The organism is Salinivibrio sp. ML290, from assembly GCF_001995695.1.
Lineage (GTDB): Bacteria > Pseudomonadota > Gammaproteobacteria > Enterobacterales > Vibrionaceae > Salinivibrio > Salinivibrio siamensis.
In genome coordinates this window covers 27,260-49,033 of record NZ_MUEY01000021.1, presented here as the reverse complement: position 1 = coordinate 49,033, position 21,774 = coordinate 27,260, and the positions used below count along the sequence as shown (strand labels likewise).

Below are 21,774 nucleotides of genomic sequence, written 5' to 3'. Positions count from 1 at the left end.
GTGTTAATAGACTCTCATTGCCATCTCGACAAACTGGATTACGACTCGCTGCACCAGAATGTTGCCGATGTTTTAGATAAAGCGCAGGCAAGGGGCGTCGACTATTTCCTTTCGGTGGGGGTAACGCTAGATAGCTTTCCGGCGATGCTAGACATGATCCGACCTTACTCGCATGTTTTTGCCTCATGTGGTGTGCACCCTTTGGATATCGAAAATGGTTTCGATTACGACCGATTGAAAGCCTTAGCGGCTGATGAGCGTGTCGTGGCGGTAGGAGAGACAGGGCTTGATTACCACTATCAGCCAGAGCTTGCTGAGCAGCAGCAAGCGATTTTCCGCCAGCACGTCCGTCTCGCGGTTGAGCTTAACAAACCCTTGATTATCCATACTCGCGCGGCACGTGAAGACACGCTTGCGATTTTACGTGAGGAGGGCGCTGAGCGCGTGGGGGGTGTGCTACACTGCTTTACAGAAAGCTATGAGATGGCAGAGGCGGCGATTGAACTCGGTTTCTACATTTCAATTTCTGGGATAGTGACGTTCAACAAGGCCACAGAGCTGAAAGATGTGGTGCGTCGTATACCGCTTGAGCGCCTGCTGGTTGAAACAGACTCGCCATACTTGGCACCTGTTCCCCATCGTGGCAAGCAAAACCAGCCAGCTTATGTGAAAGAAGTTGCTGAGTACGTCGCGATGTTAAAGGGTGAATCGGTGGAAACGGTCTGTGACATCACCAGCCGTAACTTTTTTACCCTTTTTTCTGGTGCAAACCCGCAATAATTCAAGTCGCCCGATAACCTTGTCGGGCGTTTTTCTTGCTTAGCACGTCACGCTCCTTTCGCCGCAAGAAAACACCGCTTTTTGATTATCTCGGCGTTGATAAGGCACCATCCCACTTGGTCAATTCTGCGTCATTTTTCGGTTATGTTTGCAACAAAATAACCGATTTATATCGCTAGCCTATCAAAGTTGATCTCGCGCAATTTCACATCTACCTTTTTGAAATGATTAGGAATTATCAATCTATGTCCTAGGCATTACGCGCTGTATTAATTCGTTACGTAAAATAACGTTGGGGGTGAAGGGGTTGCTATTTTTTTGTTCGTATCCTTTCCCCTGGGCAATAGATTTTTTGTCATTTTAAATCATGATCTTATGTTGTTTTTTGCTGTTTTTGTCGCCAATTCTAATTGTGATCTATATTTACTTTTTAATCAGTAAAATCGTCACTGATAGGCAAGGTGATGATTCGCCCCTTATAGTTTGGGTGAGTTCAATAATCACAAATCGTTTGTGCTCTCGGCGCCTGTGGTATCGGTTGGCCTCTTGCGGGGGAATCGGAAGGTTAGTCCGACGAGACACATTGTTAAACGTCCTTGTCAGGAGCAAGAACTATGTCAAAAAACCTCTTTGCTAACCTGCAAAAAGTCGGTAAAGCGCTGATGCTTCCAGTATCTGTGCTTCCGGTCGCAGGTATACTTTTGGGTGTTGGTGCTGCCAACTTTAGCTGGATGCCAGATATTGTCTCACACATGATGGAACAAGCTGGTGGGTCTGTATTTGGTCAAATGGCCTTGCTGTTTGCTGTGGGTGTGGCGCTAGGCTTCACCAATAACGATGGTGTCTCGGGTCTGTCTGCGATTGTCGGTTACGGCATCATGGTGGCGACACTGGACGTGATGGCACCAGTTATGGGCGCTGACGTTATCAAGACAGGGGTACTTGGCGGTATTCTTGCCGGTGGTGTCGCGGCGTGGACCTTTAATCGCTTCTACACGATTCAACTGCCTGACTACCTTGGTTTCTTTGCCGGTAAACGGTCAGTGCCAATCATTACCGGTTTCATCTCTATCGCGCTTGGTGTGATCCTCTCTGTTATCTGGCCACCAATCGGCAGTGCTATCGCATCCTTCTCTCACTGGGCGGCGACACAAGATCCTGTTACTGCATTTGGTATTTACGGTGTGGTAGAGCGTGCGCTTATCCCATTCGGTCTGCATCACATTTGGAACGTACCTTTCTTCTATGAAGCGGGTAGCTGTGTGAACAACGCAGGCGAGCAAGTAAACGGCATCATGACCTGTTTCTTGACCGCAAACGATGTCACTCGTGAAGCAGGTAACGGCTTTGGTCAGTTAGCTGGCGGCTACTTGTTCAAAATGTTCGGTCTACCTGCGGCGGCATTTGCTATCGCACATTCTGCCAAGCCAGAAAACCGTGCCAAAATCATGGGTATCATGGCATCAGGTGCACTGACGTCATTCTTGACCGGCATCACTGAACCTATCGAGTTCTCGTTCCTATTCATCGCGCCAGTGCTGTATGGTATCCACGCTATCATGGCAGGTGCGGCGTATGTTCTGACTAACGCGTTGGGCGTTGTTCACGGCCATACTTTCTCGAACGGTTTTATCGACTTCATCGTGCAAATGCCACGTGCTGAGAACGTGACCACACTGGTGCTACTGGGCCTTGGTTATGCGGTACTCTACTACATCGTGTTCCGTGTAGTGATTCGCGCCCTTGACCTGAAAACCCCTGGTCGTGAAGACGAAGCGGTCGCTGACGTGTCAACCGCGACAGGCTCTGAGCTTGCGGGCGACTTGGTGGCTGCATTCGGTGGTAAAGACAACATCACAGGTCTTGATGCTTGTATCACTCGTCTACGTGTCTCAGTGGCTGACACTGAAATTGTTGACCAAGACAAGCTCAAGCAGCTAGGTGCAGCGGGTGTGGTTGTGGTATCGGGTGGCGTACAAGCTATCTTTGGTACCAAGTCAGACAACCTGCGTACTGAAATGGATAACTGGATGCGCAGCCAATAATTGCATGCGCTAAACCAGCAAATGTAAAAAGGGGTAGCATCTTGCTACCCCTTTTTTTGTTCAACGGGCACCGAGTGAGAGAAAAAACAACATCAAAACGGGCACCAACAAGCTGAGTATGAACCCACTGACAATCGCAATCGGTACACAGCGAATCCCGCCTGTGCTTTGAATGATCGGCAAGGTGAAATCCATCGCGGTGGCACCACCATATCCAATTGCGGTGAGCGGATAGCGCCGGATTAACACTGGAATAATCATAATCGCCACAAGCTCGCGCGCGAGCTCGAGAATAAATGATGCACCGCCGTAGACCGGCCCCAGTCCGTCGCCCATTAAGATCCCTGCCAACGAGTACCAACCGAAGCCGGATGCCATCGCTAACCCGTGATGATAAGGAATATCTAACCACCATGCCGCAAGCAAGCCACCGGGCAAGGAGGTCGCGACAACGAGAGCCGCAATCATCAGCCCACTTTTATTGAGAATGATTTGCTTCAGCGTCATGCCACTGTTGCGGAGCTGAATGCCAATCAATAAGAGCAAAAGTAATAAAATCCCCTCGCTGGCCGTATCGACCCAAGAAAGATCTTGATTGAGTAATAGCCCTACGACTAAGCCAACGGCCACAGCCGCAATCAGCTTACCGGACTCTGACATCATGGCGCTGAGGGTCAGTTTATGTTGGTGGCCATGGGTCTCGGTTGGGAAGAGCTTATCGAGAACAGGCAGGGCAAGCAGGTTGGCCGCGCCGATACAAATAAAGAAAGTGGCAGCGAAATACAAAATGGTGGAAATATGTTGCCCGAGGTTATCTAAGCCTGCGAGGCTTAAGCCCATCAACACTAAAATGACCATCACTAGCCGCATCGTCAGGGTATTGACTGCGTTGAGGTAGCGCGCCTGCTTAATGGGGATTAAATAGCCGATAATAAGTGGCGAGAAGATGAGTAGCATCCCTGAAAACATCTGATTTTGCTCGGTGTTAAGAAAGTAGAGCTTGAGGTTATCAACCGGTTAATAGGTTGGTCAATAAAATCAGACAAGGGTGGTTAAAGGAAAGACCACCCTGGCTTGGGTCAGATACTGCTTGCGTCCATGACTTGGTCTAGCTGACGAGAGAACTCTTTTTCATCGAGGTTGGATAGCTCATATAAAGCTTCTGCGCCAGGCGCAGTGATTTCCACTTCATGATCCTCTATTGCGTCATCTTGATTGCGAAACATTAACAAGTGATTTGCCATTCTCGCGATATCTAAATAGGTGATATCGGGGCGCGGCTTAGTGTAGAGCTTATTGTTAATGGCGACTTCGATAAAGTCACGGTCAAACTGCCACTGCTTGAGCACAAGACGGCTGCAGTCGCCCGCCAGTGAGAAGAAGACGCGCTCTGCAATGTCAAATTTTAGATAGTGTCCCTGATTCACAAAGCGCTGAAACTCGCCAATCACGCTGTATAAGCCAATATCAGCAAGCAACCCCACAATCAGTGCTTTTTCGGGCTCCACTGAAAGCGGTTCATCACAATAGTTTCTGACTTTTTGCGTCACCAGTGCCATCGCAGCGGCGAGTTCACGAGATTTTTGCGCACTTTTTTTCAATAGTGCGTTGCAGGCCTTGGAAAACGTGGCATCACTCTTGAGCTGATAGACGGCGGCGGCTGTGATGATCCCTAAAACGCGATCAACGCCAAGCCGAGAGACGGCGGTTTGAACATCTTTGCATTGACCTGTGGCGCGGGGAGCAAATAAAGCGGAGTTTGCAGCTTTAAGCACGGCCCCACATAAGCTTGGATCGTCCAACAAGAGGTTGGCAATATCCCGCATGGTAGTATCCGACCGCTTGCTAGCGCGTTGTATTGACAGAACAGCATCCGGTAAAGGAGGTAGGGACAGGCGATTGACACGGATGGTTTCGACGGCACGCTTGTAAAACTCGGTTTCTAGGGAGCGTAAGTACTTATCACGATCCGGTGAGACCCAAAAAAATGAAAGATGATCCATAAGTCCTGATAGTAATTGTCAGCAGACTGCATAGTAATGCGGCGAAGAATAAAAGAGAACCGCCTTTCTCTGAATCAGTGAGCCTGCTGGCGTCTTTGATGATAATTTACACAGTCACTCATCTGTCGCTTAGTCGTCGTCAATAAGTGGATACCGCAATAGTTTATCAATAAACTCGGCCACCAATAAGGCCGTAGGCTGGGAGAGTAGAAGCTGTTTTTGTTTCACTTCGATGGGGAGTAACTCCAACCAGCGCAGGCAAACCCAGCCAATTTCATCGTACTGTGTTAACTGGAAGTGTTCGTGGCGTGTCGGATTCGATCGATAATACTGCTGCAGCTTCTCACTCAGATAGAGGTAGTGCTTGGGAACAGCATGGCGTTGCCATTTTGGCAACGGTGTATAACGCGCCATATTGACGTCACCTTCACCCGCGTCAATCGCATTCACTTTGACACTTTCAATCCCTTGTAACGTCAACGCGATTTCATGCGCACCATGACGATTGAAGTCTGCAATCTCGCAAAGCGTAACGATAGGAGAAATGGCGTGCGGGCGCTGCTGACCTTCATCCTCATTTTTCATCGCGACCAAAAGGCGAGGTGGTTCGCCTGCCTGTTGGAGCATTTGTAAGTAACACGACTCAGACAGCACATAGCTGTGCAATCCCCCAGGCAATAAATGACTTACTTCTATTAACAGCGGGTGTCTCGACATGTCGGCTCCCTGACTATTAGCTTACCACTATTAATTTAGCGCACTCATCGCCCTGCGTTAAGCATAGATGCATCGAAGACTTTATTTAACGACGAAAAAATGTTTGTAATAAATGTGACAAAAACCGCACTAAATGGAGGGGATATTTGGCGATAAGTGATCAGATGCATAGTATTCGGTTGCCATTTGATGCAACCTCTTTTCGTTAAAATAATCATGCACGCTGACTAACTTATCAGTCACTTTTGTGAGCCAGTTTACGGCTCGATATGAACATCTATTCGCTGAAGGAGAGTTTTCGATGGCGAAGCAATTTGAAGCCCAATTAATGCGTTTTCTGGATAGTTATGGAGAGATGGAGCAACGCTCTATGTTTGGTGGTATTGGTTTTTTCTCTCAAGAGGCGATGTTTGCATTGCTTACCGGAAAGCATGTTTATCTACGAGGAGGAGGCCTGCTCACCGACAAGTTAATCGCCAAAGGCTGCAATAAATTTGTTCATGTAAAGAAAAGTACCTCCGCGGTGGTTAACTATTATGATGTGACCGCGCTCTACTTAGGCCATGATCCCGACTTGCCTACGATGATTGAACAGTCTTTACAGCGTGCGCTCAAAGATAAAGCGCAGAAAACATCGACATCCAGTCTTCGGCTGCGAGATTTACCCAACTTACGATTAACGATTGAAAGAATGCTGAAAAAGTCGGGTGTGAAAGACGTGTCGACGTTCTATAGCATGGCGCCGCAAGAAATGTTCCGTCGAGTGCAAATGACACACGGTAAAGATATCGATATCAATCTACTGTGGAAGCTCGCTGGAGCACAGCAGGGGCGTCATTGGGAATTGATTGAAAAAGATGAACGTGAACGGCTGCTCGCTGACGTCTGGGTGAATGGATAGAGTGTTGGTCGGTGCCAGCCTGGATTAATCGGGCTGGCATTTTTGTAAATGCTGCATGAGTCGCCACGCTAATCGGCCTTTTTAGGGCTCGCTTAGCGCCCAGAGAGTAGTGAAATGTCACGTTTGGGTAAATAATCGTCGGTTAGACGCTAAAATGATAATTTTTGCGTGACAGGCGGAAAAACTTATGTAGAATTCAAACCACTTAGCCGAGAGGTGAAGCGCGAGGGCGCGTTGGCAGAGTGGCTATGCAGCGGATTGCAAATCCGTGGACCTCGGTTCGACTCCGGGACGCGCCTCCATGAACTCTGGCTAAAATAATACGGACGCGGGATGGAGCAGTTTGGTAGCTCGTCGGGCTCATAACCCGAAGGTCGGTGGTTCAAATCCGCCTCCCGCAACCAATTTTAGGTTGCTATAGAAGCGCTTAACAATTGATGATAAGTCAATACGACCTTCGGTCGGTGCCGTTGCACGGCGCGTTAAAGCCGCCTCCGCAACCAGTTTTCCAAGCGTTACTTAACGTTTGAATAAATAAGCGACATTAGCTCAGCTGGTAGAGCGCGACCTTGCCAAGGTCGAGGTCACGAGTTCGAACCTCGTATGTCGCTCCAAACATAAAACAGTGGCGTAAGCGGCTGAAAAGATTGTGTGCCCTGGTGGTGGAATTGGTAGACACAAGGGATTTAAAATCCCTCGGCGTTCGCGCTGTGCCGGTTCAAGTCCGGCCCGGGGCACCATTAATAAGCAAGACGGCGACCTTAAGGGTCGCCGTTTTTGTATGTCTTTTCCTTGTTCAGTGCGTACGTTGTGCTTCACAATTTTGAAGAAAACAGACAGGTATCTGCGTTGAATTAACGCTATTTTTTGACTAAAATTTAATCAGTGATGACCAGAGTGACTGTGAAAAGGCGATTAATGCAGAAAAAAACAAAAAAGGTGACGACGGCGATGATAACGCGTGCGGTAGCAAGCTCGACCGCGATTGAGACGCAAGCATCAACCGAAGAAGTGGAGGCAAGGCTTAAAGCGAGCAGGCAGAAATATCAAAACTTAGCGCTCGCTGATTGAGAAAGATGAAAATGTGAGGGGTAAAATGTCGTTAATCAGCCGCTCCATGTGCTGGTAGTCATGCCCGACACCAGCTTGAATTGCCGCAATGTAAAAATCTTTGTTTTCTTCCCAAAGTCGATAGTCCAACAATCCTAATCCCGCCTGTTGGCACAGCACATCAATGAGTAAACGCGATATTCGTCCGTTTCCTTCTCGAAATGGGTGAATAAGAATGAACTCAACGTGACTTTGTGCAAGGTAACGAATGAGCGTCGCGCGCGGCATTACCGATACCCCCGCGTACTGGTTGAGAAAGACGCTTTCAAAATGCTGCAAACAGGCCCCTATCTGCTTGGGGGAAGTAAAACGAAACCCACCTTTACTCAGCTCAACATTCCTCACCTGACCGGCCCATGGGTAAACATTGCCCAGCCATTGTCGATGCCAGCTGGCGAGGGTGCTAACCCTTAATTGGCGTGGGAAATGGCCGCCGGTGAATACACGTTCGTAAAGCTTCGCAAGTAAGACAGCTTCAATGTCTTCCATTTTGGTGGGATCAGTCACCCCCATTTGGTTTTTGAGGACGCGTTCGTTAGAGCCCGGTTGGTATTGTGCCTCACTGGATTGTGTTTGATAGCGGCTCATGGCTTCTCCCTCTACATCGACTCCTTTGATTTTAGTTCAGAGACGTGTGCAAGGGCGCAAGGCGATAAATGCAATGCGTGATCGTCGAATGGATAAGGTGAGTCACGGAGTCTGTTGATCAACAAGGCAACGCTAAGGCTGCCTTGTGATCATCACGCGGTTAGGAGGGCTAAATCATGCTAAAGCATTGTATTTCATTCTGGTGTGCCAAACGGTAGTGGATATCTTGCGGATCCTTACGCCCCGATTGTCGAATAACCACCCCGCGTTTGACCCAGGTCGCCATCATCGCTTCAATACCGTCTGGGCTTATCCCATACTGGTTGGCGAGGTCTGTGCGACTAATGACACCCGCCTGACTGACACTGGCTTTGAGCTTTTGCAGGATCATAATAGGTCTCCTTAAACCAATGGGGATGTTTGCCGACATAGCGCATGAGTGCCACCACGACAATCAGTAAGGCACAAAGGCCAGTGATGTAGAGTGTGGCTGGCGTGGTGGCGACACTCAACTGACTGAATTGGTAGCATAACGTGGCTCCGCTTACCGCGAGCAGCATTGACCAGCTCGCCACAAACAGGGCAAATCGGCGACCAAACTCGCGTGTGTAGGCGCCCAGAGCGGCAACACATGGGGTGTATAGTAGGATAACAATGAGATAGGCCATCACGCTGGCGGTGCTAGTGAATTGACGATGCAGATTATCAAACGTTGTCATACTGACTTCTTGCGCTTGTGCGGCGGCCTCGGTGTTTTCAATTTCACCGACATCGATAGCCAATGGATCGGTATAATCAATGCCAAATAAGTTTTCAGGAATGCTCTGAACCGCTTCGACCAGCGCTTCTCCGAGTGTGGTCTCTTCTTCGGCTTCTTCGCTTGGCGCATAAAGGTTATTCAAGGTGCCGACGACGGCCTCTTTGGCAAATAGCCCGGTCACCAACCCGACGGTAGCAGGCCAATTATCCTCTTCAATTCCGATAGGTGATAGGGCCGGCGTGATCACTTGTGCGGTTTTCGAAAGGACGGAGGACTCGCTGTCTTCGTGTCCGAACGATCCATCGGTGCCTAACGAGTTGAAGAAGGTCAGAATCGTCACCACGATAACAATGGTTTTACCTGCACCAAGGACAAACCGACGCAGTTTTTGCCACGTGTTGTTCATCACATGGCGCACACGCGGCAGTTCGTAGTCAGGGAGTGTCATCAGCAGGCTTTCACTATGCCCTGGATAAAGAGTGTGACGCAGTATCAGGCCGGTGATTATCGCAGCGACAATGCCAAGCAAGTAGAGGCCGAAAACAAGGTTTTGTCCGTTTTGTGGGAAAAACGCCGCGGCGAAGAGGGCGTATACAGGCAGGCGAGCGCCACAGGACATAAACGTTGCCATCGCGGCCGCGGTTTTGCGCTCGTGAATCTGTTCTAATGTGCGCGTTGCCATCACGGCGGGGACGGTGCACCCAAAGCCGAGGATTAAGGGAACAAAGGCTTTGCCCGGCAACCCCATTTTTTGCATTAAACCGTCTAATAAAAAGGCGGCACGTGCCATGTAGCCTGTGCTTTCTAATACCGTTAAAAACAGGTACAAGCCTGCAATAACAGGAATAAAGGTCGCAACGGTTTGAATGCCTCCTCCGAGGCCATCGGCGAGAATAGTGACAATCGCCGCTGGCAGTACGCCGTCAAGAAGCTGGTGGGTGCCATCTACCAGTATCGCGCCGGCGGCAATATCGAAAAAGTCGATAAAGGCGCCGCCAATGTTGATGGCAAACACAAACATCGCATAGAGGACGGCGAGCAAAATGGGCAGTGATAAGAAGGGGTTGAGAATGACTTTGTCTAGCTTCTCGGTATTATTGCGACTGAGATGACGAAGCTCGCGGCGAGCCTGGTGAACCATGTCACGAATCGCACTGTAGCGTGTATCAGCAATGACGATGTCAGTGTCTAAATCTGAAAGGGCTTGGTTTGCCATCGTAAACTGCTGCTGGTCAGCATCGGTACTACCATCAGGCAAGCGTCCCCGCTCTAAGCATTCGAGCAAGTGCGCACGTTGATTCACTTGTGCCGCGGCGGAATGAAGAAAACCGGCGCCAAGCTGGTTTTGAATCCAGTTTTCTAATGACGCACCGTAGTTCAGGTACATTGCCTCACAAACGGGTAAATGGGTGGTCAGGTGGGCGAGCTGGTGGCACAGGGTGTCGACGGTCGCCGGTTGACATGCGGTGACGGTCAATACGGGACAGCCCAGCATCGTTTGTAATTTGGCGGTGTCGAGTTGTTGACCATTACGATCAAGCAAATCCATTTTATTGATCACCACCACCATAGGGACACCGCGTTCACGCAGTTGAAGGGTGAGGTATAGACCGCGCTCTAGGCAATTGGCATCTAAGACATTAATAATAAAATCATTCTCACCGCTATCGATGGCGTAAGTGGCAATTTGCTCATCAATACTGGCGTCAAAGCCTGCGTTTAGCGCATAAAGGCCGGGTAAATCTGTGATTTGACAGTCGTTATGCGCCAGAGAGAGCGTACCGACTTTTTTGTCGACAGTGACGCCAGCCCAATTTCCGACTTTCTGTTGTGAGCCGGTGAGCGCATTAAATAAGGTGGTTTTCCCGCAGTTTGGGTTGCCTGCGAGTACAATGCGGCGTGAGCTCATCAGAGTACCTCCACGTCAATCAGTTTCGCGACGTCACGACGTACGATCAGTTGTTCGCTATCGAGACGAATTTGAAGTGGATCACCCAGTGGGGCGCGTCTGACAAGCTCAACGCCTGTGCCTGGAATCACGCCCATGACCGCGAGGCGGTGGCGGATAGAGGCAGGCACATGATGGACACTGGTGATACGCGCGGATTGGCCGCGACCAAGCGTGGACAGTTTCATAGTGCGAGATCCAAATAAGAATGGTTTTCATTGGATATTACGCTTAAATTTCACGTTGTTTTTTGCGTCGGATCAAGTTAAGCGGCGAGTGGAAAGTGTGAGAAGTGTCACAACAAGGTAAAGGGTTGATATGGCGAATGATTTGTAAGTGCCACGAAAAAGCCGGAATAAAAAAGCGGCCGATTGGCCGCATTCAGTACTGAGATAGGCTGATGGTTGTCGATTATTTTTGGGACTGATGTGCCGCTCGCTGGTGATTCAGTTTGTCGATCGCGATGGCTAACAGTCCAGACCCATTATCACTGTCAGGGCCAAAGCCTGCGGCCTGTCCCGCTAATAAAGCAAGGGCGTCACTGACATGTGAAACGGCGTACACGTGAAACTCGCCTTTTTCTACTGCGAGTACCACATCTTTGCGGAGCATCAGGTTTTGGATATTGGCTTCTGGGATGATCACCCCTTGAGTGCTGCTCGGCCCTTTAAGCGTACACACATCAAAAAAGCCTTCGATTTTTTCATTTACACCACCAATGGGTTGCGCTTCACCGAACTGATTCATCGAGCCAGTAATGGCAATATCTTGTCGAAGTGGGACATCCGTGATCGCAGAAAAAATCGCGCAGAACTCCGCCATGGAAGCACTATCTCCATCCACACCGCCGTATGATTGCTCAAAAGTGAGATGGGTTTTGAGTGGAATGGTGTCCGTTTTACCCAATAAACTTGCCAGGTATGCTGACAAGATCATCACACCTTTGGAGTGAATACGGCCGCCGAGTTTCACACTTCGCTCGATATCCAGCACTTCTCCTTCCCCAAACGCCGTGGTCGCGGTGATACGGTTGGGTAAGCCAAAGCTGTAATCCGATGTGCTCAGCACCGAAAGGCCATTGATTTGACCAAGTGCCGTGCCATGCGTGTTGATCAGTGTGACGCCGTTTTCCACATTCTGCATCATGCTGTCACGCAATCGACTGACGCGCATATTGCGGCTGGCGAGGGCTTTTTCTACATGCAGGGCACCAATACTGTTTGCTTTGGCGTGGTGGGCCCAATAATTAGATTCACGCAATAGGTTGGCAATATCAGCGGAGTGTAGTGATAAACGATTTTGATCGTCAGCTTGGCGAGCACTGTGCTCAATAATACGCGCAATGGCACTGCGACTGCAGTGAAGAAGATGACTGTCATGAATAATGCTTGAAATGAACTTGGCGTATTGTTGCTCGGTGCTCTCAGTGCGCGGCATGTCATCTTCAAAGTCGGCGGTGACCCGAAACAGCTCAATAAACTCCGCATCGTAACGTTGGAGTAGCTGATAGGTTTGGTAGTCGCCAAACAAAATGATCTTAACATCCAGAGGAATCGGCGCCGGATCGAGAGACACAGTCCCGCTTAGGGTCACTTCTCGCTCTAAGGCGCTAACACTTAACTGGCGGCTACTGAGGGCCCGCTTGATGCCATCCCACACATAAGGCTTCTCAAGGACTTTAATCGCATCCATCAGCAACACGCCGCCATTGGCGCGGTGAAGGCTCCCTGAACGAATCAATGAAAAGTCGGTAAACACCGTGCCTTTAAACGTGGCATTCTCAACATAACCGAACAGGTTGTGATAACTAGGGCTATCCTCAACCACGATCGGCGCTTGTGCGTCATTCTGACTGACTAACACATTGACTTGGTAGCGGCGAGGGAGTTTTTTATCCAGCGCCGCATACGCGAGTGCGGCTTGCTCCTCACTGTCTTCAAGGAAAATATCGAGGTGCTCAAGCATGTCAGCTTGCATGGCGTCTAAAAAGGTTAAAATGTCAGGCAAGTCAGCAAAGTTTTTCTTAAGCGGTGCCATTTGCGTGGCGATGACTTCTTGGGCGATATCCTCATCCAAGGCTTTTTGTTTTTCCGCGTACTCAGACTCCCATTCGCCAAGTTGGCGAACAATACCGCGCAGTTCCGTCTCTAGCTTATCGATGACTTTGCCAAAGGCCATCTGCTCGTCGTGTGAGAGGGCGTCAAAGGTCTCCTCGGTATGAGGCTCCTCGCCGTTTAGTGCCACAAATTGGTAATCACCTTGAGGGGTGATGGTCAAACTCACATTGTTTTTTTCTGCTGTTTCACTTAATCCCTGAAGGACGCTTTGTTGGCGCTCAGTAAGCTGGTTTTTCAGTGTTTCAGCACGCTGGTAATACATTTCGTTGTCAAATGCCATAGGCAGGGCGTTGGCCAGTTTGCCCATCAGTTGCTCAATATGCTTTTTGAGTTCACTGCCTTTACCCGCAGGCAGCTTCAGTACTTCTGGGGAGCGCGCTTCATGAAAATTAGCGACGTAACACCAGTCATAAACCGGTGACTCACTTTGCCAGTGTTGGTTGAGGTAGCGCATCATCATGGTGCGTTTTCCAAGTCCATTTTGGCCAATGGCATAGATGTTATAGCCTTTCTCTTTGATGGACATGGCGAACTCAACCGCGTGACGGGCACGATCTTGGCCCACAATCTCGTCGAGTGGCGCAAGGTGTTTGGTTGAAGTGATGTCACTGTGCTTTAAACTGGACTCACGGTATAAACGATCGCTTGTTAGCGGAGTGATAGCCATAGCGCTTCCCATATTGGCATTTTGTCGGTGATGACTTTCAGTGTAGCGGCTGTAAGTGATTGTTTTAGTGACCTTGGTGGAGAAAGCTGTGATGGGGTCACAATTTTGCTTTGCCTGGTGGTTTTATGTACAAAACGGGCCGTTGGGCCCGGTACGATCGTGCGTTGGAACGGCTTAGTGAGATGCCTTTATCGCAGCGATCAGGGTATTGATATCTGCGCGGCAGATGTCTTTATGTGTCACCAAACGGGCTGGATTGCCGGACAGAGAGACGCGGATCTCCTTTTCCATCAGTCGCATTTGCAGGCGTGTTCGATTGATTGTTTCGGCCACATCGACATAAACAATGTTGGTTTGCACAGGATAGCCGCTGGTGGAAAAGTCGTTCAGTTTTTCCAACTCACTGGCGAGGTAATGGGCATTAGCGTGATCCTCTGCCAAGCGTTCCACGTTTTCGGTGAGTGCTTTATAGCCGGCAACGGCCAATATGCCCGCTTGACGCATGCCGCCACCTAACATTTTACGAAGACGACGGGCTTTGTGAATCAGGGCTTTCGAGCCGAGTAGCAGTGAGCCGACAGGAGCGCCTAACCCTTTGGATAGACAAATCGTCATCGAGTCAAAGTGACAACTGATCGCCTTGATGTCCACCTCCAGGGCGACAGCCGCGTTGTAAACCCTGGCGCCATCAAGATGTAGCTGCAGTTGATGTTGGTCGCAAAATGTTCGCGCTTTGGCTAAATAGGACAAAGGTAACACTTTGCCACCTATGGTGTTTTCCAAGCTGAGCAGCTTAGTACGGGCAAAATGAAAGTCATCGGGCTTGATAGCTGCGGCGATTTTATCGAAAGACAAGGTTCCATCTGACTCATTCTCAATGGGTTGTGGCTGAATCGAGCCCAACACAGCAGCACCGCCTGCTTCGTATTTGTAATTGTGCGCTTGCTGACCACACAAATACTCATCACCGCGCTCGCAATGCGCCATCAGGGCCAATAAATTGGCTTGGGTACCCGAGGCGGTAAAGAGTGCGGCTTCAAAACCATGTCGTTCAGCCGCCCATGTTTCCAGCGCGTTAATGCTCGGGTCGTCGCCATACACATCATCGCCCACAGGGGCGTTAGCCATGGCGTCTCGCATGGCAGCATCGGGCTGGGTCACGGTGTCAGAGCGAAAGTCAATCATGGGGTAACGTCCTTGTCGTCAGTTATTTAAGTGGGTAATGCGCGTTTACGTCTGAGCATAGCAAAAACCCATTGACTAAAAATAGTGACAAATGTGGGTTATTGACTTGGAAAACAAAAAAGGCCTCCGATGAGGCCTTGGTACAGATTGTTATCACAGATGCGCGCGATTAGCTTTTCAACATCTGCCAGTACTTTTGATAGATTTTCACCGCTTCACCGACATCATTGGTGAATTCACCTTTATTAACTGCTTCATCGGATGGGAAGATGGTGCTGTTCTCTTTTAGCTCGGCCTCTAAGTACTCAGCCGCGTTGGTATTCGGGGCTGGATAGCCAAATTCTTCCACCAATTTCGCCTGATTCTCAGGACGATACATAAAATCGATAAACTGGTGTGCCAAGGTCTTGTGTTCTGCGTTTTTTGGGATGATAAAATTATCCATCCATAAGATCGCCCCTTCCTGTGGGTAGACGAACTCAATGCCTTCGATTTCTTGTTGCGCCATGTAAGCATTGCCGTTCCATTGTTGGCCAATGCTCACTTCACCGGTGACAAACGGCACATGCGGCGCATCAGAGTTGTACACGACCACGTTATCGCGTAACTCACGTAGGTATTCATAGGCTTGTTTAATTTCAGCCTCTTCGGTGCTGTTAATGCTATGACCTTGCGCTTTCAACGCCATGCCAAACACATCACGCACATCATTCAATAGCATAACTTGGCCATTGAAGTCGTCACGCCATAAGTCAGCCCACTTGGCCACTTTACTGCCATCGACGTAATCACTGTTGTAGCTAATGCCAGTCACACCAAACACATACGGCAGCGAATAGTCATTGTTTTTGTCAAAAGGCTGACCCAGTAGGCCTGGGCGCAATTGATTAAAATGGCTAATTTGGCTCTTATCAATTTTGGCGAGCATCTCTTCATTGACCATGCGCTCAATGAAATAGGTTGAGGCAAACGCCAGATCGTAGCCTTCGCTATTTAGGAGTTTAAGCTTGGCATACATGGCTTCATTACTCTCAAAGGTCGAGTAATTCACGTCGACTTGATACTCCTCTTCGAACGCTTCAATCACGTCCATTGGCATGTATTCTGCCCAGTTGTAGAGGTTGAGTACCTTATCGTCTGCATGAACGCCGCTTGCAAAGATGGCTGAAAGCGCAAGTGTCGTGGCGGTGATTCCGTGAGAAATTTTTTTCATTGTCATGATCCTTCAATGGCTTACTGGCCGAGTACACGTCGAGCGCATCATATTGTACTTGACCTTAGTGTCAACGAGTTTTTTACCAACCTGGATAAAGTGCAATACCTTGCTAACGTTAGCATAACCGTCGCCATCTCCCCCAAATGGTCGGGTAAAGTGATGAGAATAAGGGCTTGCCAGAAAGGGAGGACGGTGCCAGTATTTGCGGCCTTTGAGAGTGTGTTGGCGCTAAGCCATAGTGCTTGTCTTTTTTTACTACCTTTTCTTTTTAATACTAAGAGTAACCATTGAGAGCATGGTCAAAACGGTTCGACCTGATAAAAACTTCAACGCGGTGACAAATTACTATGTCGCCAGCCAAAACCAAACGCTGTCATTTCCTGCTTTGGCAGGCACACAAGAGGCAGATGTGTGTATCATTGGAGCGGGTTTAACGGGCCTGAATGCCGCCATTGAATTGCGACAGCGTGGCTACAGTGTCACCGTTATAGATGCGCGAACGGTGGCGTGGGGAGGGTCTGGCCGGAATGGTGGCCAATGCCTCGTGGGATATTGCCTTGGGCTGAGAGAAGTTGACGAAACCTATGGGCAAGCTTGGGGCAAACAGTTATGGGACTTGTCGGTTGAAGCCGTTGATATTGTGCGTGAGCGTATCCAGCATCACCAGATTGACTGTGACTTTCAACCCGGCTATATCGAGCTTGCCTTAAATTGCGCGCAGCAAAAAGAGCTGCAAAGCTGGCATGCATTAAAGCAAGGACGTTATCAGTATCCTGATGCCCAGTGGTGGGATAAAGCGCGAGTGGCAGATGTTGCAAATACTGACCGCTATCTAGGCGGATTATACGATCCCAATAGTGCGCACATTCACACGTTAAACTACACGCTAGGCCTCGCTCGTGCCGCGGCGCAAATGGGTGTGAAAATTTATGAGCACACCCCTGCTACACGTTTGGTTAAGGGGCAACTCCATGCGGTGATCACGCCTCAAGGTCGAGTGAATACACCTCGAGTTTTACTTGCTTGTAACGCCTATCTAGAGGGGTTACACCGCCAAGCGCAAGCCAAGGTTCTTCCCGTTGCCTCGTTTATTGCGGTTACCGAACCGCTCGGGGAGCGCATGCCAATTACTAATCGCATGGCGATGTCGGATCTCAACAACTGTTTAGATTATTTCCGCCCGACGGCAGAGGGGCGCTTGTTGTTTGGTGGTGTCAATCATCCCTTTAATCGAGAATATAAGGATTCGACCCAGCGTCTCCACCGGCGGATGACTAAGGTTTTCCCTCAACTGGCCCAGGTAAAAATGGACTATCATTGGGGCGGGATGTTTGCCGTGACCCGCAGTTACATGCCGCACATTGCGCATCTTGGCAATGATATATATACCGCACATGGTTATACGGGGCATGGCGTTGGATTAACCAATATTGCGGGGCGAGTGGTTGCAGAGGCCATCGATGGCCAAGCCAGTCGCTTTGATGTGTTTGCTCGTCTAAAGCATGGCTGGATCCCCACGCCAAAAATGCTACGTAGCCCAGCGCTCGCGCTTGCGATTTGGAAAGCAAAACTCGAGGATTTACTCCGTTGATATCTTGAAAGGAAATAACGTTATCGATTAGGTTTGCTTATGGTTACGATAAATAACACATGTTGTCCTGCCCGTTAAACGCAGTAAGGTAGCGTCTCTATTCCTAGGCGGAGACAAGTGTTTGAGCAACCTGGCTATCATCGATGATATTGCGACGCATGGACTCAGTGTGTGTGACGGATTTTTGTCAGCGCAAGAGGTGCATGACTTGCACACATGCCTACCGGCCCAATGGTCGCAAGCCACCATTGGGCGCGAACAAAAACAGCACACCAATACGCAAATTCGCCGGGATAAAATTCACTGGTTAGAGCGCGGGCGCCAGCCTGCCGTGGATGCATTATTAGCAAAAATGGCTGATCTTCAGCAGGCATTTAATCGTCATCTTTTTTTGGGGCTGTTTGAATATGAAGCGCATTTTGCCAAGTACAACCCCGGCGACTTTTATGCCAAGCATTATGATGCCTTCGAAGGACGGTCAAACCGTAAGGTGACCACCGTGTTGTATCTCAATGAAGACTGGTCTGAACAAGACGGGGGCGAAATCGTCATTTACAACCCTGACGGTAGCCATCGGCAAACCCTATGGCCGAAAGCGGGACGATTGGTGACGTTTTTATCCGAAGCTTTCCCTCATGAAGTGCTTCCAGCCAAAAGGCAGCGTTTTAGTATTGCAGGTTGGTATCGACTGAATGGTATGAGCGGTCAGCGAGTTGATCCAATCCGCTAACGGCAGCCATACTCACTGTCTAACAGTATTGAACAAGGCAGTGTTATATGGCTCGCCCTCCCGAGCAGCAAAGTTTCTTTTCTGATGCGGCATTTGATAGCCACCCGATCACTGATATGCCTGATGCTCAGGTAGACTGGTGGCCGAAGTGGTTGTCAGTGGGCTGTGCTGACACATTGTTTTCAACCTTACTTGCACAAACGCCGTGGCAACAATTGCCGATTTCGTTGTTTGGCCGCACCGTGATGCAGCCACGTCTATTGGCATGGTATGGTGATCATCCTTATACCTACAGTGGGCTAACGCTTCAGCCGCTGCCTTGGACTCACCCTTTGCGCCAACTCAAAGGCTGGGTAGAGGCGCAGTGCCAGACCCCCTTTAACACTGTCCTGTTAAATCGTTATCGTAGCGGCAGCGATTACATGGGATGGCACCGAGATGATGAGTCCGAGCTGGGAGAGCAACCTACGATTGCCTCTGTCAGCTTGGGCGCGAGCCGCCGTTTTCTCTTTCGTCATCCTAAGCGGCAAGAAAAGCGAGAGGTTTTATTGAATCACGGATCCTTGTTGGTGATGAGAGGTACAACCCAAACTCATTGGCAGCACAGTTTGCCGAAAACAAAAAAGCCGACGAGCGAGCGAATCAACTTAACATTTCGCTTCCTTACCCCCTCTGACAAATAGGGCGCCACGCGGACGCCTTTCAATCACGGTGGCTCAAAAAGTTGATAAGAAGGCGAGCCGATGGGTCGCTCGCCGTTACCTATTTGAGCGATTGTGGTTATTCAACAATCAAGCTGACGTCTTGGTAATCCCTATAGCCCCGAAGCAAGACTGAAAACTCACCTGGCGATACGCCATCAAACCGGCAGATTTCGTTATTTCCGCCTTGATAGGGGCGACAATCCCAGTTATCAGCGCTAACTTGACCACCTTGTTTGACATAAAGGTCCACATCGCCTGTACCGCCGTAGGTGCGGATGACAACATCACTGGTGGTCTCTAACTGGTAGCGATAGGTGCGCTCGCTGCCACGATCCCCTGATATGTTGTTGATAGGCTGCCCAAGTTTGAGGTTATTACCCGGATTAGGCTGCGAGTCTGCGTTGGCTAGCTCTACCGTATAAGCAAGGCCTAGCTTAGTGAATTTGGTTGCATGACGTCCTTCGCTATCACTGTTGGCGAGTGTGTCGCGAGGGGTATGAATATTGGGATTGTAGTCATTGAATTTTGCTTCGAACGGCATGGCTGCAGGATAGCCTGCTTGATGCCAAGACGCGTGGTCGGAGCACGCATATCCGCATGTATCAAAGCCATAGCTAAGTGTAGGCAAATAGGTATCGAGTAATTGAGTGAGATACTGGGTGAGCCCGCTATCGGTATAATCGGTAATAAAGACAATATCTTCTGCTGAGCCTTGGTAGTTGGTCATATCAAGCTGCAACACGCCACGTACATCTTTGCCTTGTTGTTTAAATTGGTTAGCAATAGCTTGCGAGCCACGGAGTCCAACTTCTTCGGCGGCATAAGCGACAAAGGCGATACTGCGTTTGGGTTGAAAGTCATTCTGCGATAAAACACGGATGATCTCTGTCACTGCCGCAATCCCGGAGGCATCGTCATCGGCGCCAGGAGCGATACTTTGCTCGTCTGTGCGTGCACCAATGGTGGAATCGAGATGCCCACCAATCACAACCCACTCATCAGGGCTTTCTGCGCCTTCGATAGTCATCATCACCGACGCTTGGTTATAACCACTGTGCGACACTTGAGAGATTGTCACACCGTTTAACCCCTGGGCGAGTGATTGCCAGCGTGCCTTTATCCAATCGGATGCTTGTGCGCCCGATGTCGTGGTGTAGAAGCGGTTGGGAAAGTCGGTCAGGCGATCGATGGTATTCACGATTAAACTTGATTGAATTTGGTCCAGCCAAGGTGTCACGAGCGCCTGCTGCTTGATAGCTGGTGGTGTAAAGCTAGCGCGGGACACCGGCATATTGCTGGCTGCCATGGCACTTTGTGCTGAGGTGTGCACGATGTAGCCACCACAGCGGTGGTGATTTTCATGCATCTCATGAGACAGCGCGGCCAGTTGCGATTCACTGACTTCACCTACCCATGCTTTGCCATTGCTTGCAACAGCGTGTGACAACATCGGTCTGGCGCCAGCGTGACGTGCCGTTTGTTGCGCATCAGCGCCAATGGAAATCCAGACTTTATCGTCGCCTTGACCCGCGTGGGCAAAGTTGGTGGCCAGCACGAGCGCGAGCATTGTCATTTTGTATTTCATGTTTCCTCCTTGATTTGAATAGTGTCGCATTACTCCTTGCAACCCATTCACTGTAGAGGAAAAAGACATGTTGTTTAAAAATTAAGACAGACACATTGCGGACATAAAACTTGTCACAAAAATGTTAATAAGAGATAAAATGAAGATGAAACAGGGAGTGAAGAATAAAAAGGCAAACCATGCTGAAAAGATCCGCAAACTGGGTGGATTTTGATGTTTTCGTTTGCAAAACAGGCAGCTGACACTTTTTTTAAATAATAAGTGTTGACTCGATCACGTTAATCCGTAGAATGCCTCCCCGTACTCAAGAGGCAGCAGCGTTAAGGCGCGTTGGCAGAGTGGCTATGCAGCGGATTGCAAATCCGTGGACCTCGGTTCGACTCCGGGACGCGCCTCCATGTTTCTCTTAGTGCAGTAAAATTCGGACGCGGGATGGAGCAGTTTGGTAGCTCGTCGGGCTCATAACCCGAAGGTCGGCGGTTCAAATCCGCCTCCCGCAACCAATTTTAGGTTGCTGAAGAAGCACTTAACGATTGATCATAAGTCAATACGACCTTCGGTCGGTGCCGTTGCACGGCGCGAATTGCATTCCGCGTTAAATCAGCTCCTCGCAACCAATTTTATACAGCGTCATGCAACGCTTAATTGCATAAGGCGACATTAGCTCAGCTGGTAGAGCGCGACCTTGCCAAGGTCGAGGTCACGAGTTCGAACCTCGTATGTCGCTCCAAGTTTTGCCCACATCAAGCAATAATTGATGTTACGGACGCGGGATGGAGCAGTTTGGTAGCTCGTCGGGCTCATAACCCGAAGGTCGGTGGTTCAAATCCGCCTCCCGCAACCAATTTTACACAGCGTCATGCAACGCTCAATTGCATAAGCGACATTAGCTCAGCTGGTAGAGCGCGACCTTGCCAAGGTCGAGGTCACGAGTTCGAACCTCGTATGTCGCTCCAAGTTTTGCTCACATCAAGCAACAATTGATGTTACGGACGCGGGATGGAGCAGTTTGGTAGCTCGTCGGGCTCATAACCCGAAGGTCGGTGGTTCAAATCCGCCTCCCGCAACCAATTTTAGGTTGCTGAAGACGCACTTAACGATTGATCATAAGTCAATATGACCTTCGG

General features: G+C 49.5%; 18 protein-coding genes and 10 tRNA genes. 17 read left to right on the top strand and 11 right to left on the bottom strand.

Annotation, left to right across the window (positions count from 1 at the left end):
* Nucleotides 1-780, top strand: coding sequence for a TatD family hydrolase (locus BZG23_RS15355; protein ID WP_046075445.1), 780 nt, complete (start codon nucleotides 1-3; stop codon nucleotides 778-780).
* Between the two features lie 614 nt (nucleotides 781-1,394).
* The gene (gene ptsG / locus BZG23_RS15350; protein ID WP_046075446.1) at nucleotides 1,395-2,825 is read left to right on the top strand and encodes a PTS glucose transporter subunit IIBC; all 1,431 of its coding nucleotides are present in this window, start codon (nucleotides 1,395-1,397) and stop codon (nucleotides 2,823-2,825) included.
* A gap of 60 nt (nucleotides 2,826-2,885) precedes the next feature.
* On the opposite strand, the gene BZG23_RS15345 is transcribed toward ptsG, so the two are convergent.
* The 3 genes from BZG23_RS15345 to BZG23_RS15335 form a co-directional block, all read right to left on the bottom strand.
* The gene (locus tag BZG23_RS15345) at nucleotides 2,886-3,794 is read right to left on the bottom strand and encodes a lysine exporter LysO family protein (protein ID WP_046075447.1); all 909 of its coding nucleotides are present in this window, start codon (nucleotides 3,792-3,794) and stop codon (nucleotides 2,886-2,888) included.
* A gap of 110 nt (nucleotides 3,795-3,904) precedes the next feature.
* Nucleotides 3,905-4,828 carry an HDOD domain-containing protein gene (locus BZG23_RS15340; RefSeq protein WP_077607435.1) on the bottom strand — a complete coding sequence of 308 codons (924 nt, stop codon included), beginning with the start codon at nucleotides 4,826-4,828 and terminating at the stop codon, nucleotides 3,905-3,907.
* A 129-nt stretch (nucleotides 4,829-4,957) separates the two neighbouring features.
* Entirely contained in the window at nucleotides 4,958-5,545 is a 588-nt protein-coding gene (locus tag BZG23_RS15335) for an LON peptidase substrate-binding domain-containing protein (RefSeq protein WP_077607434.1), read from the bottom strand.
* Between the two features lie 301 nt (nucleotides 5,546-5,846).
* On the opposite strand from BZG23_RS15335, the gene BZG23_RS15330 reads away from it, so the two are divergent.
* The 6 genes from BZG23_RS15330 to BZG23_RS16675 all read left to right on the top strand — a co-directional run bounded on the left by BZG23_RS15330 (nucleotide 5,847) and on the right by BZG23_RS16675 (nucleotide 7,517).
* Nucleotides 5,847-6,446, top strand: a complete 600-nt coding sequence (locus BZG23_RS15330) for a TfoX/Sxy family DNA transformation protein (RefSeq protein ID WP_077607433.1) — start codon at nucleotides 5,847-5,849, stop codon at nucleotides 6,444-6,446.
* A gap of 228 nt (nucleotides 6,447-6,674) precedes the next feature.
* Nucleotides 6,675-6,748 (top strand) — tRNA-Cys (locus tag BZG23_RS15325).
* A 25-nt stretch (nucleotides 6,749-6,773) separates the two neighbouring features.
* Nucleotides 6,774-6,850: transfer RNA gene (locus tag BZG23_RS15320), tRNA-Met, on the top strand.
* 134 nt (nucleotides 6,851-6,984) lie between these two features.
* A tRNA-Gly gene (locus tag BZG23_RS15315) sits at nucleotides 6,985-7,060 on the top strand.
* A gap of 39 nt (nucleotides 7,061-7,099) precedes the next feature.
* A tRNA-Leu gene (locus BZG23_RS15310) sits at nucleotides 7,100-7,186 on the top strand.
* A 178-nt stretch (nucleotides 7,187-7,364) separates the two neighbouring features.
* The gene (locus BZG23_RS16675) at nucleotides 7,365-7,517 is read left to right on the top strand and encodes a hypothetical protein (protein WP_172969963.1); all 153 of its coding nucleotides are present in this window, start codon (nucleotides 7,365-7,367) and stop codon (nucleotides 7,515-7,517) included.
* On the opposite strand, the gene BZG23_RS15305 is transcribed toward BZG23_RS16675, so the two are convergent.
* From BZG23_RS15305 to BZG23_RS15275, 7 genes are all read right to left on the bottom strand, one after another.
* Nucleotides 7,500-8,144, bottom strand: a complete 645-nt coding sequence (locus tag BZG23_RS15305) for a Fic/DOC family protein (RefSeq protein ID WP_077607432.1) — start codon at nucleotides 8,142-8,144, stop codon at nucleotides 7,500-7,502. The two genes, BZG23_RS16675 and BZG23_RS15305, sit on opposite strands and share 18 nt — an antisense overlap.
* Nucleotides 8,145-8,313: 169 nt before the next feature.
* Nucleotides 8,314-8,535, bottom strand: coding sequence for a FeoC-like transcriptional regulator (locus tag BZG23_RS15300; RefSeq protein ID WP_046075451.1), 222 nt, complete (start codon nucleotides 8,533-8,535; stop codon nucleotides 8,314-8,316).
* Nucleotides 8,486-10,813, bottom strand: coding sequence for a ferrous iron transport protein B (gene feoB, locus BZG23_RS15295; RefSeq protein WP_077607431.1), 2,328 nt, complete (start codon nucleotides 10,811-10,813; stop codon nucleotides 8,486-8,488). Before feoB ends, BZG23_RS15300 begins: the two co-directional genes overlap by 50 nt.
* Entirely contained in the window at nucleotides 10,813-11,040 is a 228-nt protein-coding gene (locus BZG23_RS15290; RefSeq protein WP_077600411.1) for a FeoA family protein, read from the bottom strand. Before BZG23_RS15290 ends, feoB begins: the two co-directional genes overlap by 1 nt.
* A gap of 223 nt (nucleotides 11,041-11,263) precedes the next feature.
* On the bottom strand, nucleotides 11,264-13,636 hold the full coding sequence (locus BZG23_RS15285) for a Lon protease family protein (protein WP_077607430.1): 2,373 nt from the start codon (nucleotides 13,634-13,636) through the stop codon (nucleotides 11,264-11,266).
* A 174-nt stretch (nucleotides 13,637-13,810) separates the two neighbouring features.
* Nucleotides 13,811-14,821, bottom strand: coding sequence for a low-specificity L-threonine aldolase (gene ltaE, locus BZG23_RS15280; RefSeq protein ID WP_077607429.1), 1,011 nt, complete (start codon nucleotides 14,819-14,821; stop codon nucleotides 13,811-13,813).
* Nucleotides 14,822-14,990: 169 nt separating this feature from the next.
* Nucleotides 14,991-16,034: an ABC transporter substrate-binding protein gene (locus BZG23_RS15275; protein ID WP_046075456.1), complete on the bottom strand. Its 1,044-nt coding sequence runs from the start codon at nucleotides 16,032-16,034 to the stop codon at nucleotides 14,991-14,993.
* Nucleotides 16,035-16,332: 298 nt separating this feature from the next.
* Here BZG23_RS15275 and BZG23_RS15265 point away from each other — a divergent pair, with 298 nt between their 5' ends.
* The 3 genes from BZG23_RS15265 (at nucleotide 16,333) to BZG23_RS15255 (ending at nucleotide 19,041) form a co-directional block, all read left to right on the top strand.
* Entirely contained in the window at nucleotides 16,333-17,628 is a 1,296-nt protein-coding gene (locus BZG23_RS15265) for an NAD(P)/FAD-dependent oxidoreductase (RefSeq protein WP_077607428.1), read from the top strand.
* 121 nt (nucleotides 17,629-17,749) lie between these two features.
* Nucleotides 17,750-18,358: a 2OG-Fe(II) oxygenase gene (locus BZG23_RS15260; protein ID WP_046075459.1), complete on the top strand. Its 609-nt coding sequence runs from the start codon at nucleotides 17,750-17,752 to the stop codon at nucleotides 18,356-18,358.
* A gap of 47 nt (nucleotides 18,359-18,405) precedes the next feature.
* Nucleotides 18,406-19,041 carry an alpha-ketoglutarate-dependent dioxygenase AlkB family protein gene (locus BZG23_RS15255; protein ID WP_443216296.1) on the top strand — a complete coding sequence of 212 codons (636 nt, stop codon included), beginning with the start codon at nucleotides 18,406-18,408 and terminating at the stop codon, nucleotides 19,039-19,041.
* Nucleotides 19,042-19,138: 97 nt separating this feature from the next.
* Here the strand turns inward: BZG23_RS15255 and BZG23_RS15250 are convergent, their stop codons facing one another.
* A complete protein-coding gene (locus BZG23_RS15250; protein ID WP_077607427.1) occupies nucleotides 19,139-20,647 on the bottom strand; it encodes a M28 family metallopeptidase in 1,509 nt (502 codons plus the stop codon).
* 324 nt (nucleotides 20,648-20,971) lie between these two features.
* Here BZG23_RS15250 and BZG23_RS15245 point away from each other — a divergent pair.
* The 6 genes from BZG23_RS15245 to BZG23_RS15220 all read left to right on the top strand — a co-directional run bounded on the left by BZG23_RS15245 (nucleotide 20,972) and on the right by BZG23_RS15220 (nucleotide 21,717).
* Nucleotides 20,972-21,045, top strand: a tRNA-Cys gene (locus BZG23_RS15245).
* 28 nt (nucleotides 21,046-21,073) lie between these two features.
* A tRNA-Met gene (locus tag BZG23_RS15240) sits at nucleotides 21,074-21,150 on the top strand.
* A 151-nt stretch (nucleotides 21,151-21,301) separates the two neighbouring features.
* A tRNA-Gly gene (locus tag BZG23_RS15235) sits at nucleotides 21,302-21,377 on the top strand.
* Between the two features lie 37 nt (nucleotides 21,378-21,414).
* Nucleotides 21,415-21,491, top strand: a tRNA-Met gene (locus tag BZG23_RS15230).
* Nucleotides 21,492-21,527: 36 nt separating this feature from the next.
* Nucleotides 21,528-21,603: transfer RNA gene (locus BZG23_RS15225), tRNA-Gly, on the top strand.
* Between the two features lie 37 nt (nucleotides 21,604-21,640).
* Nucleotides 21,641-21,717, top strand: a tRNA-Met gene (locus tag BZG23_RS15220).
* Nucleotides 21,718-21,774 lie beyond the last annotated feature (57 nt).

Excerpts from the sequence above, each read along its gene's own strand:
- ptsG (WP_046075446.1), top strand. The coding sequence starts at position 1,395 with ATGTCAAAAAACCTCTTTGCTAACCTGCAAAAAGTCGGTAAAGCGCTG.
- BZG23_RS15345 (WP_046075447.1), bottom strand. The coding sequence starts at position 3,794 with ATGTTTTCAGGGATGCTACTCATCTTCTCGCCACTTATTATCGGCTAT.
- BZG23_RS15340 (WP_077607435.1), bottom strand. The coding sequence starts at position 4,828 with ATGGATCATCTTTCATTTTTTTGGGTCTCACCGGATCGTGATAAGTAC.
- BZG23_RS15335 (WP_077607434.1), bottom strand. The coding sequence starts at position 5,545 with ATGTCGAGACACCCGCTGTTAATAGAAGTAAGTCATTTATTGCCTGGG.
- BZG23_RS15330 (WP_077607433.1), top strand. The coding sequence starts at position 5,847 with ATGGCGAAGCAATTTGAAGCCCAATTAATGCGTTTTCTGGATAGTTAT.
- BZG23_RS16675 (WP_172969963.1), top strand. The coding sequence starts at position 7,365 with ATGCAGAAAAAAACAAAAAAGGTGACGACGGCGATGATAACGCGTGCG.
- BZG23_RS15305 (WP_077607432.1), bottom strand. The coding sequence starts at position 8,144 with ATGAGCCGCTATCAAACACAATCCAGTGAGGCACAATACCAACCGGGC.
- BZG23_RS15300 (WP_046075451.1), bottom strand. The coding sequence starts at position 8,535 with ATGATCCTGCAAAAGCTCAAAGCCAGTGTCAGTCAGGCGGGTGTCATT.
- feoB (WP_077607431.1), bottom strand. The coding sequence starts at position 10,813 with ATGAGCTCACGCCGCATTGTACTCGCAGGCAACCCAAACTGCGGGAAA.
- BZG23_RS15290 (WP_077600411.1), bottom strand. The coding sequence starts at position 11,040 with ATGAAACTGTCCACGCTTGGTCGCGGCCAATCCGCGCGTATCACCAGT.
- BZG23_RS15285 (WP_077607430.1), bottom strand. The coding sequence starts at position 13,636 with ATGGCTATCACTCCGCTAACAAGCGATCGTTTATACCGTGAGTCCAGT.
- ltaE (WP_077607429.1), bottom strand. The coding sequence starts at position 14,821 with ATGATTGACTTTCGCTCTGACACCGTGACCCAGCCCGATGCTGCCATG.
- BZG23_RS15275 (WP_046075456.1), bottom strand. The coding sequence starts at position 16,034 with ATGAAAAAAATTTCTCACGGAATCACCGCCACGACACTTGCGCTTTCA.
- BZG23_RS15265 (WP_077607428.1), top strand. The coding sequence starts at position 16,333 with ATGGTCAAAACGGTTCGACCTGATAAAAACTTCAACGCGGTGACAAAT.
- BZG23_RS15255 (WP_443216296.1), top strand. The coding sequence starts at position 18,406 with ATGGCTCGCCCTCCCGAGCAGCAAAGTTTCTTTTCTGATGCGGCATTT.
- BZG23_RS15250 (WP_077607427.1), bottom strand. The coding sequence starts at position 20,647 with ATGAAATACAAAATGACAATGCTCGCGCTCGTGCTGGCCACCAACTTT.